The organism is Jannaschia sp. R86511 (genome assembly GCF_042466345.1).
GTDB lineage: Bacteria > Actinomycetota > Actinomycetes > Actinomycetales > JBBAYJ01 > Aquipuribacter.
Genome location: NZ_JAXHCD010000001.1, coordinates 3,045,779 through 3,069,994, shown reverse-complemented (window position 1 = coordinate 3,069,994; position 24,216 = coordinate 3,045,779). Strand labels below are relative to the sequence as shown.

At 74.5% G+C, this 24,216-nt stretch carries 16 protein-coding genes; 12 read left to right on the top strand and 4 right to left on the bottom strand.

Annotation, left to right across the window (positions count from 1 at the left end; all coding sequences use genetic code 11):
• Nucleotides 1–27 precede the first annotated feature (27 nt).
• From coaE to uvrB, 4 genes are all read left to right on the top strand, one after another.
• A complete protein-coding gene (gene coaE / locus SJY06_RS14430; protein WP_380168237.1) occupies nt 28–1,218 on the top strand; it encodes a dephospho-CoA kinase in 1,191 nt (396 codons plus the stop codon).
• 91 nt (nt 1,219–1,309) lie between these two features.
• Nucleotides 1,310–3,550, top strand: coding sequence for a hypothetical protein (locus tag SJY06_RS14425; RefSeq protein ID WP_380168236.1), 2,241 nt, complete (start codon nt 1,310–1,312; stop codon nt 3,548–3,550).
• 155 nt (nt 3,551–3,705) lie between these two features.
• On the top strand, nt 3,706–4,143 hold the full coding sequence (gene arfB / locus SJY06_RS14420; RefSeq protein WP_380168235.1) for an alternative ribosome rescue aminoacyl-tRNA hydrolase ArfB: 438 nt from the start codon (nt 3,706–3,708) through the stop codon (nt 4,141–4,143).
• A gap of 187 nt (nt 4,144–4,330) precedes the next feature.
• Nucleotides 4,331–6,424, top strand: coding sequence for an excinuclease ABC subunit UvrB (gene uvrB, locus SJY06_RS14415; protein WP_380168234.1), 2,094 nt, complete (start codon nt 4,331–4,333; stop codon nt 6,422–6,424).
• Between the two features lie 7 nt (nt 6,425–6,431).
• Here uvrB and SJY06_RS14410 read toward each other — a convergent pair whose 3' ends face one another.
• From SJY06_RS14410 to SJY06_RS14395, 4 genes are all read right to left on the bottom strand, one after another.
• The gene (locus SJY06_RS14410; RefSeq protein ID WP_380168233.1) at nt 6,432–7,847 is read right to left on the bottom strand and encodes a pyridoxal phosphate-dependent decarboxylase family protein; all 1,416 of its coding nucleotides are present in this window, start codon (nt 7,845–7,847) and stop codon (nt 6,432–6,434) included.
• A 66-nt stretch (nt 7,848–7,913) separates the two neighbouring features.
• Nucleotides 7,914–8,636, bottom strand: a complete 723-nt coding sequence (locus tag SJY06_RS14405; RefSeq protein WP_380168232.1) for an MBL fold metallo-hydrolase — start codon at nt 8,634–8,636, stop codon at nt 7,914–7,916.
• Nucleotides 8,633–10,552 (bottom strand): glycoside hydrolase family 15 protein, encoded by a 1,920-nt coding sequence (locus SJY06_RS14400; RefSeq protein ID WP_380168231.1) that lies wholly within the window; start codon nt 10,550–10,552, stop codon nt 8,633–8,635. The genes SJY06_RS14405 and SJY06_RS14400 overlap by 4 nt, the downstream gene beginning before the upstream one ends.
• A 289-nt stretch (nt 10,553–10,841) precedes the next feature.
• Nucleotides 10,842–12,659, bottom strand: a complete 1,818-nt coding sequence (locus tag SJY06_RS14395) for an HD domain-containing phosphohydrolase (RefSeq protein ID WP_380168230.1) — start codon at nt 12,657–12,659, stop codon at nt 10,842–10,844.
• 114 nt (nt 12,660–12,773) lie between these two features.
• Between SJY06_RS14395 and uvrA the strand changes: the two genes are divergently transcribed.
• From uvrA to SJY06_RS14355, 8 genes are all read left to right on the top strand, one after another.
• Complete coding sequence (uvrA, locus tag SJY06_RS14390) at nt 12,774–15,701, top strand: excinuclease ABC subunit UvrA (RefSeq protein WP_380168229.1); 2,928 nt, start codon at nt 12,774–12,776, stop codon at nt 15,699–15,701.
• A gap of 100 nt (nt 15,702–15,801) precedes the next feature.
• Nucleotides 15,802–16,422: a ubiquinol-cytochrome c reductase iron-sulfur subunit gene (locus tag SJY06_RS14385; protein ID WP_380168228.1), complete on the top strand. Its 621-nt coding sequence runs from the start codon at nt 15,802–15,804 to the stop codon at nt 16,420–16,422.
• 18 nt (nt 16,423–16,440) lie between these two features.
• Entirely contained in the window at nt 16,441–18,489 is a 2,049-nt protein-coding gene (gene uvrC, locus SJY06_RS14380; RefSeq protein WP_380168227.1) for an excinuclease ABC subunit UvrC, read from the top strand.
• A 190-nt stretch (nt 18,490–18,679) separates the two neighbouring features.
• Complete coding sequence (gene rapZ, locus SJY06_RS14375) at nt 18,680–19,567, top strand: RNase adapter RapZ (RefSeq protein ID WP_380168226.1); 888 nt, start codon at nt 18,680–18,682, stop codon at nt 19,565–19,567.
• Between the two features lie 3 nt (nt 19,568–19,570).
• Nucleotides 19,571–20,587: a uridine diphosphate-N-acetylglucosamine-binding protein YvcK gene (gene yvcK / locus SJY06_RS14370; RefSeq protein WP_380168225.1), complete on the top strand. Its 1,017-nt coding sequence runs from the start codon at nt 19,571–19,573 to the stop codon at nt 20,585–20,587.
• A 160-nt stretch (nt 20,588–20,747) separates the two neighbouring features.
• Complete coding sequence (gene whiA, locus SJY06_RS14365; protein ID WP_380168224.1) at nt 20,748–21,728, top strand: DNA-binding protein WhiA; 981 nt, start codon at nt 20,748–20,750, stop codon at nt 21,726–21,728.
• Between the two features lie 201 nt (nt 21,729–21,929).
• Nucleotides 21,930–22,925 carry a type I glyceraldehyde-3-phosphate dehydrogenase gene (gene gap, locus SJY06_RS14360; protein WP_380168223.1) on the top strand — a complete coding sequence of 332 codons (996 nt, stop codon included), beginning with the start codon at nt 21,930–21,932 and terminating at the stop codon, nt 22,923–22,925.
• A gap of 5 nt (nt 22,926–22,930) precedes the next feature.
• Nucleotides 22,931–24,154 (top strand): phosphoglycerate kinase, encoded by a 1,224-nt coding sequence (locus SJY06_RS14355; protein WP_380168222.1) that lies wholly within the window; start codon nt 22,931–22,933, stop codon nt 24,152–24,154.
• The last annotated feature ends 62 nt before the right edge of the window (nt 24,155–24,216 follow it).

The window sequence follows — 24,216 nt, the reverse complement described above, 5'->3', positions numbered from 1 at the left end:
GGGCCTCCGTCGTGCCAGACTGCCGCCGTGCTCAGGGTGGGTCTGACGGGTGGGATCGCGTCCGGCAAGTCGACCGTCGCCCGGCGGCTGGCCGCGCACGGGGCGGTGCTGGTCGACGCCGACGTCCTGGCCCGTGAGGTCGTCGCCCCCGGCAGCGACGGGCTGGCCGAGGTGGTGGCCCGGTTCGGGCCGCAGGTGCTGACGGCCGACGGCGCGCTGGACCGGCCTGCGCTCGGTCGGGTCGTGTTCACCGACCCCGACGCCCGGCGCGACCTGGAGGCCGTCACGCACCCACGGATCCGGGCCCTGACCGAGGAGCGTTTCCAGGCGGCGCGGTCCGACGCGGTCGTGGTGCACGACGTGCCGCTGCTGGTCGAGCTCGGGTACGAGGACCGCTACCACCTGACCGTCGTCGTCCACGCCGACGTCGAGGAGCGGGTCCGTCGGCTGGTCTCCGAACGGGGGAGCAGCGAGGTGGAGGCGCGTGCCCGGGTCGCCTCCCAGGCCGACGACCGGGCGCGACGCGCCGCCGCCGACGTCTGGCTGGACAACACGGCGGCCGAGGACGACCTGCCGGCCTCCGTGGACGGCCTGTGGCGGGACCGGCTGCTGCCGTTCGAGTCGAACGTGCGTCACGGGCGGTCGTCGGCGCCCGCCCGCCTGACCGACCTGGTCGCGCCCGACCCCACCTGGGCGGACACCGGTCGCCGGCTGGCCGCCCGGGTCCGACGCGCCGCCGGGGACCGGGCGCGCTCGGTGGAGCACGTCGGGTCGACGGCGGTCCCCGGGCTGGCGGCCAAGGACGTGGTGGACCTGCAGCTGGTCGTCGACGACCTGGCCGTGGCGGACGCCCTGGCCCCCGCCCTGGCCGAGGCCGGCTTCCCGGCCCGGCCGGGGGAGTGGACCGACACCCCCAAGCCGGGCGCGGCCGGCCCCTGGGGCAAGCGGCTGCACGGCAGCGCGGACCCCGCTCGCCCTGTCAACCTGCACGTCCGCGTAACCGGGTCGGGGGCGGCGTCCTACGCCGTGATGTTCCGGGACTGGCTGCGATCCGAGGCGGCCGCGCGGCGGGAGTACGAGGGCGAGAAGCGCCGGCTGGCGCTCCTGCACCCGGTCAGGGCGGACTACGCCACCGCCAAGGAGCCGTGGTTCACGGACGTCGCGTGGCCGCGCATGCAGACCTGGGCCGCCGCCACGGGGTGGGTCGCTCGGGTCTGACGAGGCGTCCAACCCCCGCCGACGGTCGGTCCGACGGTGGTCACGCGGCAGCCGGGGGGTTGTGTCCGGGGTGCTGCCTACCGTCTGCGGCATGTCGTCGAGCGTGGTGTCGGTGCCGGGCGGGGCCGGTGGTGCCGGTGCGGACCTGGCCGCGGCGGCGGTGGTGGCGATGTCCTCGACGGGGTTCGTGCGGGCGGCGGCGGACGCCATGGAGCTGCAGGCCATCGCGACCCTGGTCCAGGTGCGCCGCCGCGAGGCGGTGGCCGAGGCCCGGGCCGCGGCCCGGGAGAGCGACGACGCGCGTGGCGTGGTGCCGGGCACGACGCAGGTACGGCGGGTGGACGTGGACCGGGTGGACCGGTTCACCGCGCAGGAGGTGTCGCTCGCGTTGACGCTGTCCCCGGTCGTCGCCCGGGAGCGTCTGGAGCTGGCGGTCGAGCTGGTGCTGCGACGGCCGGTGACGTTCGAGGCGCTGCGGCGCGGTGAGATCGACCTGGTGCGGGCGCGGCGGATCTGTGACGCCGTCCGCAGCCTGCCGCGCCATCGCCTCGACGACACCGCCTCACCGACGGCCGACGAGACCGACGGGGCACGCCCGCCCCTCGGGGCCGACGGGGCCGACGGGGCCGACGGGGCCGACGGGGCCGACGGGGCCGACGGGGCCGACGGGGGTGACGGGGCCGACGGGGGTGACGGGGGTGACGGGGCTGGGGCGGACGAGGCAGCTGACGGGGCGGTGAGGGACCAGGCGGGCGCCGGAGCTGACGCCGCGGGTGTCACGGCCGGTGGGACGGCTGGTGCGGACCGGTTGGCGGCGGCGGTCGAGGCCGAGGTGCTCTACCCGGGCAGCGTGGCCGCCCTGACCGACCTGCGACCCGCCCGCGCCGCGGGGGCCTTGACCCCGGCCCAGCTCACCGCCCGCCTCACGCGCCTGGTCCTGCGCGCCGACCCCCACCACGCGACCGAACGGACGACCACCGCCGACGCCCGCCGCGCCTGCACCTACCGGGCCCTGCCTGACGGCATGGCGCTGCTGTCGATCACCGGGCGCGCGGAGCTGCTCGGAGCTGCGTTCGCCCGGCTCGACGGCACCGCCCGCGAGCTGCTGCGCGCCGACCGCACCAGCACCAGGAGCAGCACCAACAGCATCGCCTGCACCAGCACCGGGACCAGCACCAGCACCAGCACCAGCACCAGCACCAGCACGCAGCCTGCTGTCAGCGACGGGACCGGGACCGGGACGTCCGAGACCGTCGAGACGGCGACAGGCGGAGAGGCGCGGGCGCTGGTGCCGCACCCTTCACTCGCAGGCGCGTCCGGCTACGACGCGGCGCGGACGTTGGACCAGACCCGGGTCGACGTGTTCCTCGCGACCCTGCTCGGTGACTCCCACGACCTGACCCGAGCCCACAACGTCCGCATCGACCTGGCCCTCGTCGCCACCGCCGGCACCGTCCTGGCCGGCGGCGACGAACCCGGCGACCTCGACGGCTACGGCCCCGTCCCCGCCCCCCTGACCCGCGCCCTGGCCGCCGACGCCCGCTGGCGCCGCTGGACCAGCGACCCCACCACCGGCCACCTCACCCACACCAGCAAGAGCAGCTGCGGCTGCACCACCAACAGCCCTGCCAGCCCTGGCGCCGCTGGCGGCCCGCACGGACCCGGCGGAGCCGAGACCGGACCTGGCACCTCAGGACCCGAGGCGTCCCCCGCAACCGAACCCGCGTCCGCACCCGGCGCCGCGTCCGCACCCGGCGCCGCGTCCTCGCCCGGCTCCCGATCAGCGCCGGCACCCGCGCCCGGCTCCGCACCCGCGCCCGCCTCCGCGCCCTCGCCCGGCGCCGCGTCCTCGCCCAGCTCCGCGTCCTCGCCCAGCTCCGCGTCCTCGCCCAGCTCCGGTTCAGCTCCCGCATCCGGCGCCGGCTCCGCGCCCGGCACCCCCTGCGGCTGCGGGCTGGCCGACACCCGCCACCGCACCTACCGACCCAGCACCGCCGTCGCCGCCCTCATCCGCGCCCGCGACCAGACCTGCCGCTTCCCCACCTGCCGCCGCCGCGCCGCCGCCTGCGACCTCGACCACGTCACCCCCTTCCCCCACGGCCCCACCTGCCACACCACCATGGCCAGCGAGTGCCGCCTGCACCACACCTGCAAGCACCAAGCCGGCTACACCCTCACCATCACCCCCGACGGCACCACCACCTGGACCACCCCCACCGGCCACCAGCACGTCACCCACCCACCCAGCTGGGGACGACCACCACCCACCACCGACATGCACCCCGACGACGCTGCGGCCGAGTCGCCCGACGACGACCCGCCGCCGTTCTAGGGGTGGCAGACACGTCAGGACCCCGACGCCGGCGGCGGGTGCGCGCGTCAACGGCTGGCGCGTGCGTCGGCGGCTGGCGCGGCGTCGGGCTCGGGGCGTGAGCGTCGGGCGGTAACTCACGAGACAGCGCAGCGGGAAGCACGGGAGACTGCACCGTGCCCAGCGACGACCCGTCCGGCGACCTGCCGGTCAGTGGACGGGTCGTCGTACCCGCGGCCATGCTCTCGTGGCGGTTCAGCCGGTCGTCGGGCCCTGGTGGTCAGGGCGTCAACACGGCCGACAGCCGGGTCGAGCTGTCGGTCCGCCCGCTCGACCTGCCGGGGCTGGGGGAGCAGCAGCGTGCCCGGCTGCAGGACCGGTTGCGGGGCCGACTGGTGGACGGGGTCCTCACCGTGGCCGCGTCGGAGCACCGTCAGCAGCTGCGCAACCGTTCGGCGGCCCGGGCCCGGATGGCCGCGGCGCTCCGCGAGGCCCTGGCCCCGCCAGGGCGGGCACGTCGGCCCACGAGGCCCACCCGGGGCTCGAAGGAGAGGCGCATCACGGCCAAGAAGCAGCGCTCACAGCTCAAGCAGCTGCGCGGCCGCTGGGACTGACCGGCACGTCCGACCCGCGGCAGCCCTGTCCCGGGATCGTCAGCAGCCCCTTCCCAGGACCTGCGGCAGCGCGGATCCCGGAACCGGCGGCAGCCCCGTCCGAGGACCTGCGAAGCCGATCCGCGGTGCCCCGCCGCCGGCCGCCCCACGGGATGGCGTTGTCGGACCTGCGGCTTACCGTAGGTACGTGCGCCCCGTCTCCGACATCACCCGCCGCGTCGCCCCCTTCGAGGTCATCAGCCCGTTCACCCCCAGCGGGGACCAGCCGGCCGCCATCGCCGAGCTGACGAAGCGCGTCAACCGCGGCGACAAGGACTCCGTCCTGCTGGGGGCCACCGGCACGGGCAAGTCGGCCACCACAGCCTGGCTGGTCGAGCAGGTCCAGCGCCCGACCCTGGTGATGGTGCAGAACAAGACGCTGGCCGCCCAGCTGGCCAACGAGTTCCGCGAGCTCCTGCCGAACAACGCGGTCGAGTACTTCGTCTCGTACTACGACTACTACCAGCCCGAGGCCTACGTCCCCCAGACCGACACCTACATCGAGAAGGACTCGTCGATCAACGACGAGGTCGAGCGGCTCCGGCACTCGGCCACCAACTCGCTGCTGACCAGGCGCGACGTCATCGTGGTCTCGACCGTGTCCTGCATCTACGGCCTGGGCACCCCGCAGGAGTACGTCGACCGGATGGCCCGGCTCAAGGTCGGCCAGACCGTCAACCGCGACGACCTGCTGCGCCGGTTCGTCACCATGCAGTACACGCGCAACGACCTGTCCTTCACCCGCGGTACCTTCCGCGTCCGGGGCGACACCGTCGAGATCATCCCGCAGTACGAGGAGCTCGCCGTCCGCATCGAGCTGTTCGGCGACGAGATCGAGCGGCTCTACACGCTGCACCCCCTCACGGGCGAGATCGTCCGCGAGGAGGAGGAGATGTACATCTTCCCCGCCTCCCACTACGTCGCCGGGCCCGAACGGCTCGAGCGCGCCGTCGGCACGATCGAGGCCGAGCTGCACGGCCGCCTGGCCGAGCTGGAGAAGCAGAACAAGCTGCTGGAGGCCCAGCGGCTGCGGATGCGCACCACCTACGACATCGAGATGCTGCGCCAGGTCGGGACCTGTGCCGGGGTGGAGAACTACTCCCGTCACTTCGACGGACGCGCGCCTGGGTCGGCGTCCAACACCCTGCTGGACTACTTCCCCGAGGACTTCCTGCTGGTCATCGACGAGTCGCACGTCACCGTGCCGCAGATCGGCGGCATGTACGAGGGGGACATGTCCCGCAAGCGCACGCTGGTGGACCACGGCTTCCGGCTGCCGTCGGCCATGGACAACCGGCCGCTGCGGTGGGAGGAGTTCACCGAGCGCATCGGCCAGACCGTCTACCTCTCGGCCACCCCCGGGCCGTACGAGCTCGGTCGGGTCAAGGGTGACGTCGTGCAGCAGATCATCCGGCCGACCGGTCTGGTCGACCCCCAGGTCGTCGTCAAGCAGACCAAGGGCCAGATCGACGACCTGCTGGCCGAGATCCGCGAGCGGACCGTCAAGAACGAGCGCATCCTCGTCACCACCCTGACCAAGAAGATGGCCGAGGACCTGACCGACTACCTGCTGGAGCAGGGGGAACGGGTCCGGTACCTGCACTCCGAGGTCGACACCCTGCGGCGGGTGGAGCTGCTCCGCGAGCTGCGCATGGGGGAGTACGACGTCCTGGTCGGCATCAACCTGCTGCGCGAGGGTCTCGACCTGCCCGAGGTGTCGCTGGTCGCGATCCTCGACGCCGACAAGGAGGGCTTCCTGCGCTCGGCCACGTCGCTCATCCAGACGATCGGCCGCGCGGCCCGCAACGTGTCCGGCGCGGTCCACATGTACGCCGACCGGATCACCCCGTCGATGGAGCAGGCGATCGACGAGACCAACCGCCGCCGCGAGATCCAGGTGGCCCACAACCTGGCCAACGGCATCGACCCGACGCCGCTGCGCAAGAAGATCGCCGACATCACCGACCTGATCCAGCGCGAGGACGAGGACACCAAGGCCCTGCTCGGCGGGTCGGGTCAACGGCAGTCGCGGGGCAAGGGCGTCAACGGCGCGGTGGCCCCGCTGCCGGTGTCACGACACGAGGGCATGCCCCAGTCCGAGCTCGCGGACCTGATCCAGCAGCTCACCGACCAGATGCACGTCTCGGCGACCGAGCTGCAGTTCGAGGTGGCGGCCCGGCTGCGCGACGAGATCCGCGACCTGAAGAAGGAGCTGCGGGGGATGCAGGCCGCCGGCGTCTGACCGCCCTTCAGCCCGCCCCGGCGGGCAGGGGCCGACCACGCACGGCGGTGACCGCGCCCCGCACGACGTCGAGGGCGGCCTCGAGGTCGCCGGGACCGGTCATCCAGTTGCTCATCGACACCCGGATCACGGCCCGGTCGTGCCAGCGGGACCCGGAGATCCAGGTGCGGCCGTCCGCGAGGACGACGTCCACCAGCGCGCGGGTCTGCTCGTCGGTCGCCATGCGCGCGCAGACCTGCGTGGACCAGACCTGGTTGACCACCTCGAGCCCGTCGATGCCCGCCAGCCCGTCCGCCATGGCGAGGGCGTTGTCGTGCAGCCGGTCGACCAGGTCGGCGACCCCGCTGCGCCCCAGCGACCGCAGCGCCGCCCAGACCGGGAAGCCGCGGGCGCGCCGCGACCACTCGGGGGTGCGGGACCACGGCTCCAGCGGCGAGGAGTCCTCGGTGATCAGGTAGTCGGCGTGCATGGACATCGCCGCCTGCAGGGCCTGCGGGTCGGCCACGACGGCCAGGCCGCAGTCGTAGGGCACGTTGAGGGTCTTGTGCGCGTCCGTCGCCCAGCTGTCGGCGGCCTCGACCCCGGCCACCCGGTCCTTCAGCCGCTCCGACGCGCCCGCCCACAGGCCGATGGCGCCGTCGACGTGGACCCAGCCGCCCCGGGCCCGGACGAGCGGCACCAGCTCGGCGAACGGGTCGTAGGCGCCGGTGTTGATGTGCCCGGCGTAGGTCGAGACCACCAGCGGGGCGTCCTCGGGCACCTCGGCCAGCGCCGCAACCAGCGCCTCGGGCCGCATCCGGCCGTGCTCGTCCGTGGCCACCGGCACCGGTCGGCCCAGGCCCAGGAAACGCAGCGCCCGGTCGACGGTCTCGTGGCGGTCGGCGTTGGCCAGCACGTGCACCTTCGGCGCCCCCTGCAGGCCGTGGGCGTCCAGGTCCCAGCCCGCCCGCCGCAGCACCTCGCCCCGGGCCGCGGCCAGGCAGGTGAAGTTGGCCGACATCCCGCCGGGGACCAGGCCCACGACCGCCGTCCCCGGCAGGCCGAGCAGGTCGAGGGCCCACCGCTCCACGGCGTCCTCGGCCGCGCAGGCCGCCGGGGTAAGGGCCCGCATCCCGACGTTCTGGTCCCAGGTCGTCGCCAGCATGTCCGCCGCCACCGCCGCGGGCAGCGCGCCACCGATGACGAAGCCGAAGAACCGGCCGCTGCCCGTGGCCGTGATGCCGTCCTCGGCCCCGGCGACCAGCGCGTCCAGCACCTCGACGGGGTCCGAGGGTCCGTCGGGCAGGTCGCCGCCGAGGCCGGGCAGGTCCTCCGGTCGCCGCACCGGCGACGGCACGCGCCGGGCCGGTAGCGACATCAGGTACGCCTCGGCGTGCCCGCGCACCCGTTCCAGCAGTCGTGGCCAGTCGTCGTAGCGGGGCATCCACGCACGCTACGCCCGCGCGGGGCCGCTGGACAGGACGGAGGTCCTGGCCGCGACCGGATCAGGTCACCAGCCGCGTTCGCGCCAGACGGGCAGCGCCGGCCGCTCCGCCCCCAGGGTCGTGCCGTCCCCGTGGCCGGGGAGGACCAGCGTGTCGTCGCCGAACCGCGCGAACAGCCGCTCCTCCACGTCCCCGAGCAGGGACACGAACCGCTCCGGGTCCTGCCAGGTGTTGCCCACCCCGCCGGGGAACAGCGAGTCACCGGTCAGGGCCACGGCGGGGACCGCCCCCGACGCCGGCAGCACCAGCGCCACCGACCCCGGGGTGTGGCCGCGCAGGTGCACGACGTCCAGCCGCAGGTCGCCGACCACGACGACGTCGCCGTGGTCGAGCAACCGGTCGACGGCCACCGGCAGGTCACCGGCGTCGTCCCGGCCGCACAGGACGGGGGCAGCCACCGCGGCCGCCACCGCCGGCAGGGCCCGGTGGTGGTCCCAGTGCCCGTGCGTGGTGACGACCGCCACGACGTCAGGGGCTCCGGCGACGTCCGGGCCCGCCGCCGCGGCCGCGGCGCCCACCAGCCCGAGCACGGCCTCCGGGTCGTCGGCCGCGTCGACGAGCAGCTGGGCCCCGGTCGCGCGGCAGGTCAGCACGTAGGCGGTGTTGTCCTGCTCGCTGACGGACGCCTTGCTGAGCAGCGCCGCCCCCAGGTCGACGTGGACGGGCGCGTCCGAGCGGTCCACGTGCAGCGCGGGCAGCCGCGGGTCGCCGACGGCGAGGACCGTCACCACTCGTCCCGCACCTCGTGCACGTGGTCCAGCGCCTCGGCGGCCCGGACCAGCGCCAGGTGGCTGAACGCCTGCGGGTAGTTGCCGGTGAAGCGCCGGGCCGCCGGGTCGTACTCCTCGGCCAGCAGGCCGATCCCGGGCGTGGCCAGCCCGCACAGCCGGTCCATGAACGCGATGGCCTCGTCGCGGCGTCCGGTGCGGGCCCAGTGCTCGACCAGCCAGAACGAGCAGGCCAGGAACGGGTGCTCGTCCCCGGCCAGGCCGTCGACGCCGGACTCGGCGCGGTACCGCAGCACCAGCCCGTCCCGCATCAGGTCGCTCTCGACGGCCTTGACGGTCGCCAGCATCACGGGGTCGTCCCAGTCGAGGAAGCCCACCTGGGCGGCCTGCAGCAGGGCGGCGTCCACGCTGCTCCCGCCCAGGTACTGCACGAGGTTGCCCCGCTCGGGGTCCACCCCGCGCTGGAGCACCTGCGCCCGGATCGTCTCGGCGGTCTCGCGCCACAGGTCGGCGTGCCCGGGACGGCCGTAGTCCTCCACCGCCCGGACCCCGCGGTCGAAGGCGGCCCAGGCCATGATCCGGGAGTGGGTGAACGGCTTGAGGTCACCCCGGATCTCCCAGATGCCGTTGTCCAGGCTGTCCCAGATCTCGGCCAGGTGGTCCAGCAGGGCCGCCTGCAGCGACCAGCTGAACACGTCGGTCGAGGCACCGGCGCAGCGCGCGGCGTGCAGCGCGACCATGACCTCGCCGATGACGTCGACCTGGAGCTGGGACGCCGCGGCGTTGCCCACCCGCACGGGCCGGGAGCCCTCGTAGCCGGCCAGGTGGTCCAGCTCGTACTCCTCCAGGCGCCGCTCGCCGCCGACGCCGTACATGATCTGCACGTCCTCCGGCGCCCCGGCGACCGCACGGAGCAGCCACTGCCGCCAGCTGTCGGCGATGTCGAGGTAGCCGTGGGCCAGCAGCGCCTCCAGGGTCAGCGCCGCGTCCCGCAGCCAGCAGTAGCGGTAGTCCCAGTTGCGGACCCCGCCGATCTCCTCCGGCAACGACGTCGTCGGCGCCGCGACGATCCCGCCGGTGTCCTCGTGGCTCAGCGCCCGCAGCGTCAGCAGCGAGCGCTTGACGGGCCCGGCGTAACGGCCGTCGTGGTCGCAGCGGACCGCCCACTCCCGCCACCACTGCTCGGTGCGGTCGATGGCCGCGGTGACGTAGACCGGCTCGGGCGGCGTCCGGTGCGACGGGTACCAGGTCAGCACCAGGTCGTGACGACCGCCGGCCACCACGTCGAACTCGCCCACGTGACGGTGGTCCACCGGGACCGGGAGCGGGTCGCAGCGCAGCAGCAGGGCGTCGGGACCGGACACGGCGAGCAGCGCCTGCGCCCCGCCCTCGTCGGTGGCCGACGTGGCGGCGTTCGGGCCGGAACCCACGCCCCGGACCCGCTGCGGGCGCGGGGCGGGCAGCGCGAAGGCGGCGTCGACCGCCGACCCGTCGTCCCGGATCCGCCGGACCCACGGCACGTCGCGGCCGTAGCCGAAGCGGATCACCAGCTCCTGCCGCATCCGGACGGTGCCCTCGACGCCCTCGACCCGGCGCACCAGGTCGGCGCGACGGCCACCGACGGGCATGGTCTCCACGACGCGCACCCGCCCCGCCGCGGTCCGCCAGACCGTCTCCAGGGTCAGCGTGTCCTCGCGGTAGCCGCGCTCCTCGACCACGGCGTCCGGGTCGGTGGGGGCCAGCAGCCAGCGGCCGTTGTCGGGATCGCCCAGCAGGGCGGCGAAGCAGGCGGGAGAGTCGAACCGGGGGAAGCAGAGCCAGTCGACGCTGCCGCGCTCGGATACCAGGGCGGCCGAGTGCAGGTCCCCCAGGAGGGCGTACTGCTCGATCGGCACCGCAGGGGCGGGCGTGTTCATGGTCGGGACGCTACCCGTGCCGGGGCCCCGAGCCGGGCACCGCCCCGCGGACGGCGGTGACCGGCGCCATCAGGGGTCGTGCCCGGCAGGACGCGTCCGCCTCACCGGTTGGCGCGGTCCGGCCCGGCACGGCACGGGCCGGTGCGGCCGGACGCGGCGCGGCACGACGCCGCACCACGCGGCCGGGCGCGGCGGGGTACGGCGGGGTACGGCGGGGTACGGCGAGACGCGGAACGACGCCGGCGTCTGGTTGCGGCGTCCTGGCTGCGCGGCCGTCATGGCTGCCGGCTCATCCGGTGCGGTCGGGCTTCTTCTTGCCGGCGGGTGTGTCGTCGGCCTCGCCGGGTGGGTCGGCGGGCTTGGCGGGCTTGGTGGGCTTGGTGGGCTTGGTGGGCTTGGTCTTGTCGGCGGGTGTGCCCCTGCCCTTGCCGGCAGGTGGGTCGGTGGGCTTGGCGGGTTTGCCCTTGTCGGCGGGTGCGTCGGTGGGCTTTGCGGGCTTGTCCTTGCCCTTGTCTGCTGGCTTGGCGGGCTTGGTGGGCTTGCCGCTGCCGCCGGGTGGGGCGGAGGTCTGCCGCTCCGAGGGCGGGGCAGGACGTTCCACACCCTGTCGCTCGGCCGGCGGGGCCGACCTCCCGGCGGGGGCGGCCTCGGGTCCCGGGGCGGACCCACGGCCCGGCGAGGGGGCGGACGGGGAGTCGGCAGGGGTCGGCGCCGGGTCAGGCGTCGTCGTCGCACCGGCCCCCGCGTCGCCCGTCGGGGCCCGCGTGCCGACCGGGGCCGTGACCCCGGGGGCCCCGGTCGTCGGGCTCGATCCGCCGGCAGCGGGAGACGGCACCTCGTCGGTCGTGCCGGATCCCGTGGGGTGCGGACCGGGCGCCCACGGGCCGGTGACCGGCCGGGCGCCCCACGGGGTCGGGTCCAGGGTCGGGTCGACGGTCGGGTCCACCCCGACGGCCCCGACCGACTCGACCACCTGGGTCGTGACGGGGACGGGGACCTGCGCGGGCGCGGCCCCGATCGCGCTGCCGACACCGATCACGGCTGCCGTCCCCGCGGCGGCGGCCGACGTGCTCGCGCTCGAGACCACCCCGGCGGTCAGCTGGACGGCCGACTGCTGCGCGGAGCCGATGACGGGGACCTGCACGAGCAGACCCAGGGGACCCGTGGCCCACCACAGCCGGGGCAGGGGGATGGCCAGGAACGCCCTCACCACCGCCGGGTCGAACTGCGACCCCGCGCACCGGGTCAGCTCGGCGAGGGCCGCCTTGGTGCCACCCGCCTTCTTGTAGGAACGGGCCGCGGTGATCGTCTCGAAGGTGTCGACGACCGCCACCAGCCTCCCGGCGCGGCTGATCTGCTCGCCCGCCAGACCGGCCGGGTAGCCACCACCGTCCCAACGCTCGTGGTGGTGCAGGATGCCGCCCTGCCACTCACCGAGCCAGTCCGCGAACGGCCCGGCGATCCGGGCGCCGTGGACCGGGTGCCGCCTCATCTCGTGCCACTCGGCGTCGTTCAGGGGGCCCGGCTTGCTCAGGATGGACGAGGCCACGTCCAGCTTGCCGATGTCGTGCAGGAGGGCCGCCCACCGCAACCGGTCACGATCACCGGTGGTGAGGGACACGTGGTCCGCCAGGAGCTCCACGAGCATCCGCACCCGCTCGCTGTGCCCGCGCGACCGCTTGTCGTGGTCGCCGAGCGAGGTGACCAGGGCCAGCATGAGGTGGGCCATGTCCTCGGCGCCCTGCGGGGCCATGAGGCGCCGGGTGAGCTGCTCCCGGTCGCGGCCCAGCCGGGCCACGGCGAGTCGGGAGGGCGCCCGCCCGGGGAACAGCATGGTCATGCGCAGCAGGGCCTCCAGGGGCAGCCACCGACGCACCAGCCGCTCCGTGCCCAGGGCCGCGACCAGGCAGGCGACCGCCAGGACCGGCACCAGCAGCCAGAGGGACGCGCCGGCGAGCTGCCGGGAGACGGTCAGCCCCACCGCGACCGACACGGCCACGGGCGTCAGCAGGATGGTCAGGCGCAGCAGCACGGCCAGGGCCGGTCGGGAGGCCCACCGGTCGCCCTGCTCGGTCGTCGGGCCGGTCGCACCGGGCGCGGAGGTCACGCCGGGGTTTCGGCACGCCACGGCCAGGGGCTGAGGGGCGGCGGGGAGGGTCACCCTCTCGGCGGCTGACGCGGGGCGGACGGCGTTGTCGGACGGCCGACCTACGATGGGGGGGTGGCAGACCGTCTCGTCGTTCGTGGTGCACGTGAGCACAACCTCAAGGACATCGGGGTGGACCTCCCACGGGACTCGCTCGTCGTGTTCACGGGCCTGTCCGGGTCGGGCAAGTCGTCGCTCGCCTTCGACACGATCTTCGCCGAGGGCCAGCGCCGCTACGTGGAGTCGCTGAGCGCCTACGCCCGGCAGTTCCTCGGCCAGATGGACAAGCCCGACGTCGACTTCATCGAGGGCCTGTCGCCCGCGGTCTCCATCGACCAGAAGTCGACGAACCGCAACCCCCGCTCGACCGTCGGCACCATCACCGAGATCCACGACTACCTGCGGCTGCTCTACGCCCGCGCCGGTCGCCCCCACTGCGTGCAGTGCGGCGAGCCCATCGGCCGGCAGACCCCGCAGGCCATCGTCGACCGCCTGCTCGAGCTGCCCGACGGCACCCGGTTCCAGGTCCTGGCCCCCGTGGTGCGCGGGCGCAAGGGCGAGAACCTCGAGATGTTCCGCGAGCTGCAGGGCAAGGGCTACTCCCGGGCCCGCGTCGACGGCGAGATCGTGTCGCTGGCCGAGCCGCCCGCCCTGGACAAGCGCAAGAAGCACGACGTCGACGTGGTCGTGGACCGGCTCGTCTCCCGGACCGAGGGCGACGAGGAGAAGCAGCGCAGCACGAAGCGCCGCCTCACCGACTCGGTCGAGACCGCGTTGGGCCTGGCCGAGGGCATCGTCATCGTCGAGCTGGTCGACGTGCCGGCGGACGCGGACCCGGACCAGGACGACCTGGCCCCCCGTGAGCGCCGGTTCAGCGAGCGGCTCGCCTGCCCCAACAACCACCCGGTGGCGCTGGAGGAGATCGAGCCGCGCACGTTCTCGTTCAACGCCCCCTACGGCGCGTGCCCGGAGTGCAGCGGGCTGGGGACCCGGCTCGAGGTCGACCCCGAGCTGGTCATCCCCGACGACGACCTGTCGCTGGCCGAGGGCGCCGTCGCGCCCTGGAGCTCCGGGACCCAGTCGGTCGACTACTTCCAGAAGCTGCTGGCCAGCCTGGCCGACGCGCTCGGGTTCTCGATGGACACGCCCTGGCGCGCCCTGCCGGAGCGGGCCCGCGAGGCGGTGCTGCACGGCCTGGACGGCCAGCTGGACGTGCGCTACCGCACCCGTCACGGTCGGCAGCGGGCCTACCGCGCCGGCTTCGAGGGCGTGGTCCCGTTCATCAACCGGCGCCACACGGAGACCGATTCCGAGTGGGCCCGCGACCGCTACGGCGCATACATGCGCGAGGTGCCCTGCGGCGTCTGCGGCGGGGCGCGGCTGCGTCCCGAGGTCCTGGCCGTCACCGTCGCGGGCCGGAACATCGCCCAGGTGTCGTCGCTGACCATCGGCGAGGCGGCCGGCTTCCTGTCCGACCTGGAGCTGTCGGGCCGCGAGCACGCCATCGCCGACCAGGTGCTGCGCGAGATCCACGCCCGCCTGGGGTTCCTGCTCGACGTCGGCCTGGACTACCTGAGCCTGGACCGGGCCGCGGGCACGCTGTCCGGCGGCGAGGCGCAGCGGATCCGGCTGGCCACCCAGATCGGGGCCGGCCTGGTGGGCGTCCTGTACGTCCTCGACGAGCCGTCCATCGGCCTGCACCAGCGCGACAACCAGCGCCTGATCGGCACGCTGACCCGGCTGCGGGACCTCGGCAACACGCTGATCGTGGTGGAGCACGACGAGGACACCATCAACGCCTCGGACTGGGTCGTCGACATCGGCCCCGGCGCCGGTGAGCACGGCGGCAAGGTCGTGCACTCCGGGCCGCTGGCGGACCTGCTGACCAACAGCGCGTCCATCACGGGCGCCTACCTGTCGGGCCGTCGCTCCATCCCGACCCCGGCGAAGCGGCGCCCGGTCGACCGGGCCCGGATGGTCGGCGTCAAGGGCGCCCGCGAGCACAACCTGACCGGTATCGACGTGGACTTCCCGCTGGGCGTGCTCTGCGCCGTCACCGGTGTGTCCGGGTCGGGCAAGTCGACCCTGGTCAACGACATCCTCTACACGGTGATGGCCAACAAGCTCAACGGCGCCCGCCAGGTGCCCGGCCGGCACAAGACGGTCACGGGGCTGGAGCACCTGGACAAGGTCGTGCACGTCGACCAGGGCCCGATCGGCCGCACCCCGCGGTCCAACCCCGCGACCTACACCGGGGTGTGGGACCACGTCCGCAAGCTGTTCGCCTCCGCCCCGGAGGCCAAGATCCGCGGCTACCAGCCCGGCCGGTTCAGCTTCAACGTCAAGGGCGGTCGCTGCGAGCACTGCCAGGGTGACGGCACGCTGAAGATCGAGATGAACTTCCTGCCGGACGTCTACGTCCCGTGCGAGGTGTGCGGGGGAGCGCGGTACAACCGCGAGACCCTCGAGGTGCACTTCAAGGGCAAGACCGTCGCCGACGTGCTGGACTCCCCGATCGAGGAGGCGGCCGAGTTCTTCGCGGCGGTCCCGGCGATCGCCCGGCACCTGAACACCCTGGTCGACGTCGGTCTCGGCTACGTCCGGCTCGGGCAGCCCGCCCCGACGCTGTCCGGGGGCGAGGCGCAGCGCGTCAAGCTGGCCACCGAGCTGCAGCGGCGTTCGGCGGGCCGGACGGTCTACGTGCTGGACGAGCCCACGACGGGTCTGCACTTCGAGGACATCCGCAAGCTGCTCGAGGTGCTGCAGGGCCTGGTGGACAAGGGCAACACCGTGATCGTCATCGAGCACAACCTGGACGTCATCAAGTCCGCGGACTGGGTGATCGACATGGGCCCCGAGGGCGGGTCCGGCGGCGGCCAGGTCGTCGCGCAGGGCACGCCGGAGCAGGTGGCGGCCGTGGAGAGCAGCTTCACGGGTCAGTTCCTGGCCGGGCTCGTGACCCCCGCGCCGGCCCGTCGCGGCGGTCGGCGCAAGGCGGGCTGAGGCACGGGACGGTCCACCGACGCGTGCGGTGGGCCGTCCGGCCGGCCGGCCCATCCGGGCCGGGTGCGCGCGCCGTACCCCTGGCGTGCATGATCGTGACGTGGACGACATCCTCGACTGCCCCTCCCGCCGCGGCGTGCTGCGCTCCCTGGCCGGCATCGGCGTGACCACCATCGCCGCCGGCGTGCTGGTCGCCTGCGGCACCGGCGGCGGCACCGCTGCGGACGACGCCGCGGGCGAGAACACGAGCGGCGGCGCGGCGGGTGACGACACCGGCGATGACGGCGCGACGGGCGGTGGCACGGCCGGCGATGACGGCGCGACGGGCGGTGGCACGGCCGGCGACGGCGCGACGGGCGGTGGCACGGCCGGCGACGGCGCGACGGGCGGTGACGCGGCCGGCGGTGACGCGGCGGGCGCGGACGAGGCGTCGGTGCCGCTGGCCGACGTCCCCGTCGGCGAGGCCGTGGTCGTCGACGCGCTCGGGTCGCGCTTCGTCGTGGCCCAGCCCACCGCGGGCGAGGTCGTCGCCTTCTCCGCCGCGTGCACCCACCAGGGCACCGCGGTCGAGGCGGCGGGCGGCCTGGAGCTGCTGTGCCCCAACCACGGCAGCCGGTTCGACGCCGGGGACGCCGGGGCCGTGCTGAACGGGCCCGCCTCGGCGCCGCTGGGGCAGGTCCAGGCGCGCATCGAGGGGGACCTCGTCCTGCTGTCGGCCTGACGTCCTACCCTCGACGGCGTGGCGGACCCTTCGACCTACCGTCCCCGCACGGGGGAGATCCCCGAGCAGCCGGGGGTCTACCGGTTCTCCGACCCGCACGGCCGGGTCATCTACGTCGGCAAGGCCAAGAGCCTCCGGCAGCGGCTCAACAGCTACTTCGCCGATCCCGCCGGCCTGCACCCGCGCACGCAGCAGATGGTGTTCACGGCCGCCTCCGTGCAGTGGACGACCGTGGCGACCGAGGTCGAGGCGCTCCAGCTGGAGTACACCTGGATCAAGGAGTTCGACCCTCGCTTCAACGTCAAGTACCGGGACGACAAGTCCTACCCCTGGCTGGCGGTCACCGTGGGCGAGGAGTTCCCCCGGGTGCAGGTGCTGCGCGGGCCCAAGCGCAAGGGCACCCGCTACTTCGGCCCGTACTCCCACGCCTGGGCCATCCGCGAGACCGTCGACCTGCTGCTGCGGGTGTTCCCGGTGCGCACCTGCAGCGCCGGGGTGTTCAAGCGCGCCGGCCAGGTCGGTCGGCCGTGCCTGCTGGGCTACATCGACAAGTGCTCCGCGCCCTGCGTGGGCCGGGTCAGCGCCGACGAGCACCGCGCCGTGGTCGACGACTTCGTCGACTTCATGGCCGGAGACGCGGCGCGCTTCGTCCGCCGGCTCGAGGGCCGGATGCGGGACGCGGCCAAGACCCAGGACTACGAGCGGGCCGCCCGGCTGCGCGACGACATCGGCGCGCTGCAGAAGGCGCTGGAGCGCAACGCGGTCGTGCTGCCCGACGCCACCGACGCCGACGTCTTCGCCCTGGCCGAGGACGAGCTGGAGGCGGCCGTGCAGGTGTTCCACGTCCGCGGCGGGCGCATCCGGGGCCAGCGCGGCTGGGTGGTCGAGAAGGTCGAGGACGTCTCGACCCCCGACCTAGTCGAACGCCTGCTGCAGCAGGTCTACGGCGGCGAGGACGCCGGTGCCGCCACCGGCACGGTGCCGCGCGAGGTCCTCGTGCCGACCGAGCCGACCGACCTGCCCGAGGTCGTCCAGTGGCTCACCGCCCGCCGCGGCTCCCGGGTCGACGTCCGGGTGCCGCAGCGCGGTGACAAGCGCTCCCTGATGGACACCGTCGCGGGCAACGCCAAGCAGGCCCTCGCGCTTCACAAGACCCGTCGGGCCGGCGACCTGACCACCCGGGGCCTGGCCCTGCAGGAGCTGCAGGAGGCCCTCGCCCTGCCCGAGGCCCCGCTGCGGATCGAGTGCTACGACGTGTCCCACCTGCAGGGCAGCGACCGGGTCGCGTCGATGGTCGTCTTCGAGGACGGCCTGCCGCGCAAGGGGGAGTACCGCACCTTCAACGTGCGCGGCGACCACGGCGAGGACGACACGGCCGCCATGCGCGAGGTGCTCCAGCGTCGGTTCCGGCGCTACCTGGAGGACCGCGAGCAGGCCGGTGACCTGGAGATGGGCCCCGACCCCGAGGACGAGGACGCCGTCGTCGGGCCCGGGGCGATCGACCCGACCACGGGCCGGCCCCGGCGCTTCGCCTACCCGCCCCAGCTCGTGGTCGTCGACGGCGGGGCGCCCCAGGTGGCGGCGGCCGGGGCGGCGCTGGCCGACCTGGGCGTGGCCGACGTCGCCGTGGTCGGCCTGGCCAAGCGCCTGGAGGAGGTCTGGCTGCCCGACGACGACCACCCGCTCGTGCTGCCCCGCACCTCTCAGGGCCTGTACCTGCTGCAGCGGCTGCGCGACGAGGCCCACCGCTTCGCCATCAGCCGCCACCGCAGCCGGCGCACCAAGGGCATGACGGCCAGCGAGCTGGACGCGGTGCCCGGCCTCGGTCCCGCCCGCCGCAAGGCCCTGCTGGACGCGTTCGGCTCGGTCCGGGCCGTGCGCCAGGCCGACGCCGACGCCATCGCCGAGGTCAAGGGCATCGGTCCGGCCCTGGCCCAGGCCGTGGTGAGCGCCCTGGCCCCGGCCGGGCGGGTGCCGGCGCCGGGCGAGGCGAAGGCCGGCGAGGGCGACGGCCCAGGTGCCGGGCAGGGCGTGGACATGGCGACCGGGGAGATCCTGGGCGCCTGAGCGGGCATGCTGGTGGCCGGCACCGAGCGGCACCGAGCGGCACCGAGCGGCACCCGCCGCCGGCGCAGCCCGACGAGCACCAACCGACCGGCACCAACCGACCGGCACCAACCGACCGGCACCACCCGACCGGCACCACCCGACCGGCACGAGACCACCGACCGCCCGCGAACCGGCAGGAGCCACCACCGTGACCGAGCAGCAGCCCGGCGACGACTCCGAGGTCCTCATCATCACCGGTTTGTCCGGCGCGGGGCACTCCACCGTGTCCAACGTGCTGGAGGACGACGGCTGGTTCGTCGTGGACAACCTGCCGCCGCAGATGCTGCCCCCGCTGGCGGAGCTGACGCTGCGGGCCGCCGGCGCGGTGCCCCGCCTGGCGGTGGCCATCGACGTGCGCGGCCGCACCTTCACCCCGGACCTGAGCCGGGCCCTGGACGACGTCCGGGCCAAGGGCATGACGCCCGTCGTGCTGTTCCTGGACGCGGCCGACCGCGTGCTGGTGCGCCGGTTCGAGTCGGTGCGCCGGCCCCACCCCATGCAGCCGCCCGGCACGATCCTCGACGCCATCGCGGCCGAGCGGAAGCTGCTGCAGCCCGTGCGCGACATGGCGGACCTGTACATCGACACCAGCGAGACCAACGTGCACCAGCTGGCGGCCAAGGTGCGTGGCGCGCTGCGCCCGCACGAGGCCTCCTCCGCCGACCTGCACCTGACCGTGCTGTCGTTCGGGTTCAAGCACGGCATCCCGGTGGACGCCGAGAACATCGCCGACGTCCGCTTCCTGCCCAACCCGCACTGGGTGCCCGAGCTGCGCCCCCGCAACGGCATGGACGCCGACGTCGCCGAGTACGTGTTCGCCGACCCCGCCGCGCAGCAGTTCGTCGACGCGTACAGCCGCTGCCTGGAGGTCATCACCAAGGGCTACCGCGAGGAGAACAAGCGGTTCGCCGTGGTGGCGGTGGGCTGCACCGGGGGCAAGCACCGCAGCGTCGCCGTGGCCGAGGCGCTGGTGGCGCGGCTGGCCGGGGAGGGCGTGGTCACCCACGCCGTGCACCGCGACCTCGGGAGGGAGTGAGCCGTGGCCGGACCGACGACGTCGTCGGGTCGGGGGCCGGCGCGACGCGGTCTGCGCCGGGCCTCGCCCGTGCCGCTCAAGGTGGTCGCCCTGGGTGGCGGCCACGGCCTGTCGGCCTCCCTGCAGGCGCTGCGCCACGTCACGGGGGACCTGACCGCCGTGGTGACGGTGGCCGACGACGGCGGGTCGTCGGGCCGGTTGCGCGACGAGTTCGGCGTGCTGCCGCCGGGGGACCTGCGGATGGCCCTGTCGGCGCTGTGCAACGACTCCGGGTGGGGGCACCTGTGGCGTGACGTGCTCCAGCACCGCTTCTCCGGCGAGGGGCCGCTGGCGGGCCACGCCGTCGGCAACCTGCTCATCGTGGCCCTGTGGCAGCTGCTCGACGACCCCTCGGACGGCCTGTCCGTCGTCGGTGAGCTGCTCGGCGCCCGCGGGCGGGTCCTGCCCATGTCGCTGCAGCCGCTGACGATCGAGGCGGACGTCGACGACGCGGCGACCGGCCGGCCCGAGGTCCTGGTCGGGCAGAACCAGGTGGCCGCGACCACCGGCCGGGTGGGGACCGTGCGGCTCGTCCCCGCCGACCCGCCGGCCAACCCGGAGGCCGTGCAGGCCGTGATGGACGCCGACTGGGTGGTGCTCGGGCCCGGGTCGTGGTTCACGTCGGTCTGCACCCACCTGCTGGTCCCCGAGCTGGCCCGGGCCCTGCAGGCCACCCCCGCCCGCCGCTGCGTCACCCTGAACCTGGACGCGGGCGCCAGCGAGACCGCCGGCTACCGGCCGGAGCAGCTGCTGGAGACCCTCGGCCGGTACGCGCCGGACCTGACGCTCGACGCCGTGGTCGCGGACCCGTCGGCGGTCGAGGACGTGGACGCCCTGTCCGCGGCGGCCGCCCGGTTCGGGGCGGTCCTGGTGATGCGGCAGGTGGCCGAGGCCGACGGCAGCGCCGTGCACCACCCGCTCCGGCTGGCCGCCGCCTACGCGGACGTGTTCTCCGGCGTGACCGGGGACGTCGCGGGCTGACCGCGGGCGCAGGCGGCCGTCGGGGGGCCCGGCCCGGGCGGATTGTCGGGTCCGTCGCGCCGGTCCCGTCGCAGGTGGCGGGCGGGAACCGGGCCGCAGCGGGCCACCTCGGTGGCCCGGACCGTCGGACGCGGGCCGGTTCGTTTGGCAGGATGAGGCCATGGCGCTCACGGCATCGGTCAAGGACGAGCTGAGCCGGCTGCCCGTCACCCGGGTGTGCTGCCGCAAGGCCGAGGTCACCGCCATGCTCCGGTTCTCCAACGCCCTGCACATCGTCGCGGGCCGGGTGGTCGTCGAGGCCGAGTTCGACACCGCCCAGGCCGCCCGCCGGCTGCGCCGCGAGATCGGCGAGGTCTACGGCCACCCCAGCGAGCTGCTCGTCCTGCAGCCGGGCGGGCTGCGCCGGGCCACCCGCTACGTCGTCCGCGTCAGCCGCGAGGGCGAGACCCTGGCGCGGCAGACCGGGCTGCTGGACGCCCGCAGCCGACCCGTGCGCGGTATGCCGCCGCAGGTCGTGGGCGGCGCCGTGTGCGACGCCGAGGCCGCCTGGCGCGGGGCGTTCCTGGCCCACGGGTCGCTGACCGAGCCCGGCCGCTCCAGCTCGCTGGAGGTCACCGCCCCCGGTCCGGAGGCGGCGCTGGCCCTGGTCGGCGCGGGGCGTCGGCTGGGCATCCAGGCGAAGGCGCGCGAGGTCCGCGGCGTCGACCGTGTGGTCGTGCGCGACGCGGAGGCCATCAGCGCCCTGCTCACCCGGCTCGGTGCCCACGACGCCGTGATGGTGTGGGAGGAGCGGCGGATGCGCCGCGAGGTGCGGGCCACCGCCAACCGGCTGGCCAACTTCGACGACGCCAACCTGCGTCGTTCGGCCCGGGCGGCCGTCGCGGCCGGGGCCCGGGTGGAGCGTGCCCTGGAGCTGCTGGGCGAGGACGTGCCGGAGCACCTGCGCGAGGCCGGCCACCTGCGCCTGGCCCACAAGCAGGCCAGCCTCGAGGAGCTCGGCCAGCTGGCCGACCCGCCGATGACCAAGGACGCCGTGGCGGGCCGGATCCGCCGCCTGCTGGCCCTGGCGGACAAGAAGGCCTCGGACCTGGGGCTGCCGGGCACCGACGCCAACCTGACCCCCGACATGCTCGAGGTCTGAGCGCCGCGCCAGCCCTGCCCGTCGGCCGCGCCGGCCCCACCCGTCCGCCCCGCGCGGGGCTGCCCGCAGCCCGGACGCGATTACTCGCCCGGCGCACCGCACTTGTAGGGTCGTCGCTGGTGTGACGAGGACGACACTCCTGCCCAGCACAGCACGGCTCCTGCAACGCGGGCCGTGACCGAACGACAGTGGAGGAACGACGTGACCGTACGGGTCGGCATCAACGGGTTCGGGCGCATCGGCCGGAACTTCTTCCGGGCGGCTCTGGCCGCAGGCGCAGACATCGAGATCGTCGGGGTCAACGACCTCACCGACAACGCGACGCTGGCGCACCTGCTCAAGTACGACAGCATCCTCGGCCGCCTCCCCGCGGACGTCTCCTTCGACGAGGGCTCCATCACCGTCGGCGGGCACACCTTCAAGGCCCTCGCCGAGCGCGACCCGGCGGCCCTGCCGTGGGGCGAGCTGGGCGCCGACGTCGTCATCGAGTCGACCGGCATCTTCGTCGACGGCACCAAGGCCAAGGCCCACATCGACGCCGGGGCGAAGAAGGTCATCATCTCCGCGCCCGCCAAGAACGAGGACTTCACGGTCGTCATGGGCGTCAACGACGGCGACTACGACCCCGCGAACCACCACATCATCAGCAACGCCTCCTGCACGACGAACTGCCTCGCCCCGATGGCCAAGGCCATCGACGACGAGTTCGGCATCGTCAAGGGCCTGATGACGACCATCCACGCGTACACGCAGGACCAGAACCTGCAGGACGCCCCCCACAAGGACATGCGCCGCGCCCGCGCCGCCGCCGTGAACCTGGTCCCCACCTCCACCGGTGCGGCCAAGGCCATCGCGCTGGTGCTGCCGCAGCTCAAGGGCAAGCTCGACGGCTACGCGGTCCGCGTCCCGATCCCCACCGGCTCGGCCACCGACCTGACGGTCGAGCTCAGCCGCGACGTCACCGTCGAGGAGGTCAACGCGGCCGTCAAGAAGGCCGCCGACGGCGTGCACCTCAAGTACACCGAGGACCCGCTGGTGTCCTCCGACATCGTCACCGACCCGGCGTCCTGCATCTTCGACGCCGGCCTGACCAAGGTCATCGGCAACCAGGTCAAGGTCGTCGGCTGGTACGACAACGAGTGGGGCTACTCCAACCGCCTCGTCGACCTCGTCGCCCTCGTCGGCCGCTCGCTCTGAGCCCCGTGCAGGACGTCGACCAGCTCGGGACGGCGCTCGGCGGCTTCTCCGGCCGCCGGGTGCTCGTCCGCAGCGACCTCAACGTGCCGCTGGACCACTCCGGCGACACCCCCGTGATCACCGACGACGGCCGGGTGCGGGCCTCCGTGCCCACCATCCGGCAGCTGTCCGAGGCCGGGGCCGTGGTGGTCGTCTGCGCCCACCTGGGCCGGCCCAAGGGCGTCCCGGAGGACAAGTACTCCCTGGCCCCGGTCGCCACCCGGCTGTCGGAGCTGCTGGAGCGCGACGTCACGTTCGTGCCGCAGACCGTCGGCGCCGACACCGAGGCCGCCGTCGCGGCGGCCTCGCCCGGTGACGTCCTGCTGCTGGAGAACCTGCGCTTCAACGCGGGGGAGACCAGCAAGGACGACGGGGAGCGCGGCGCGTTCGCCGACGAGCTCGTCCGGCTGGCGGACGCGTTCGTCTCCGACGGCTTCGGCGTCGTGCACCGCAAGCAGGCGTCGGTCTACGACGTGGCCCGTCGCCTGCCGCACGCCGTCGGTGGCCTCGTCCTGCGCGAGGTCGAGGTGCTCAAGCGCCTGACCGAGGACGTCGAGCGGCCCTACGCCGTCGTGCTCGGCGGGGCCAAGGTGTCCGACAAGCTCGCGGTCATCGAGAACCTGCTCGGCACCGCCGACCGGATCCTCGTCGGCGGCGGCATGGTGTTCACGTTCCTCAAGGCCATGGGCTACGAGGTCGGGAACAGCCTGCTGGAGGAGGACCAGGTCGAGACCGTCAAGGGCTACCTGGCCACCGCCGACGAGCGCGGCGTCACCATCGTGCTGCCCAGCGACATCGTGGCGGCAACGGCCTTCGCGGCCGACGCCGAGCACGAGGTGGTCCAGGTCGACGCGATCCCCGCGGACCGGATCGGCCTGGACATCGGCCCCGACGCGGCGGCGACCTTCTCCGCCGAGCTGGCCACGTGCCGGACCGTGTTCTGGAACGGGCCCATGGGCGTGTTCGAGATGGAGCCGTTCAGCCACGGCACCCGTGCCGTGGCCACGTCCCTGGCCGCGCTGGACGACCTCGGCGCCCTCGGCGTCGTGGGCGGCGGCGACACGGCCGCGGCCGTCCGGGCGCTCGGGTTCGCCGACGACGACTTCGGCCACGTGTCCACCGGTGGCGGCGCGAGCCTGGAGTACCTCGAGGGCAAGGCCCTGCCGGGCCTGACCGTCCTGGAGGACTGAGCCCCACCGCACCGGGCACCCCGCCCGCACCACCCACCGCGCGTGACGAACGCGCCCCCCGC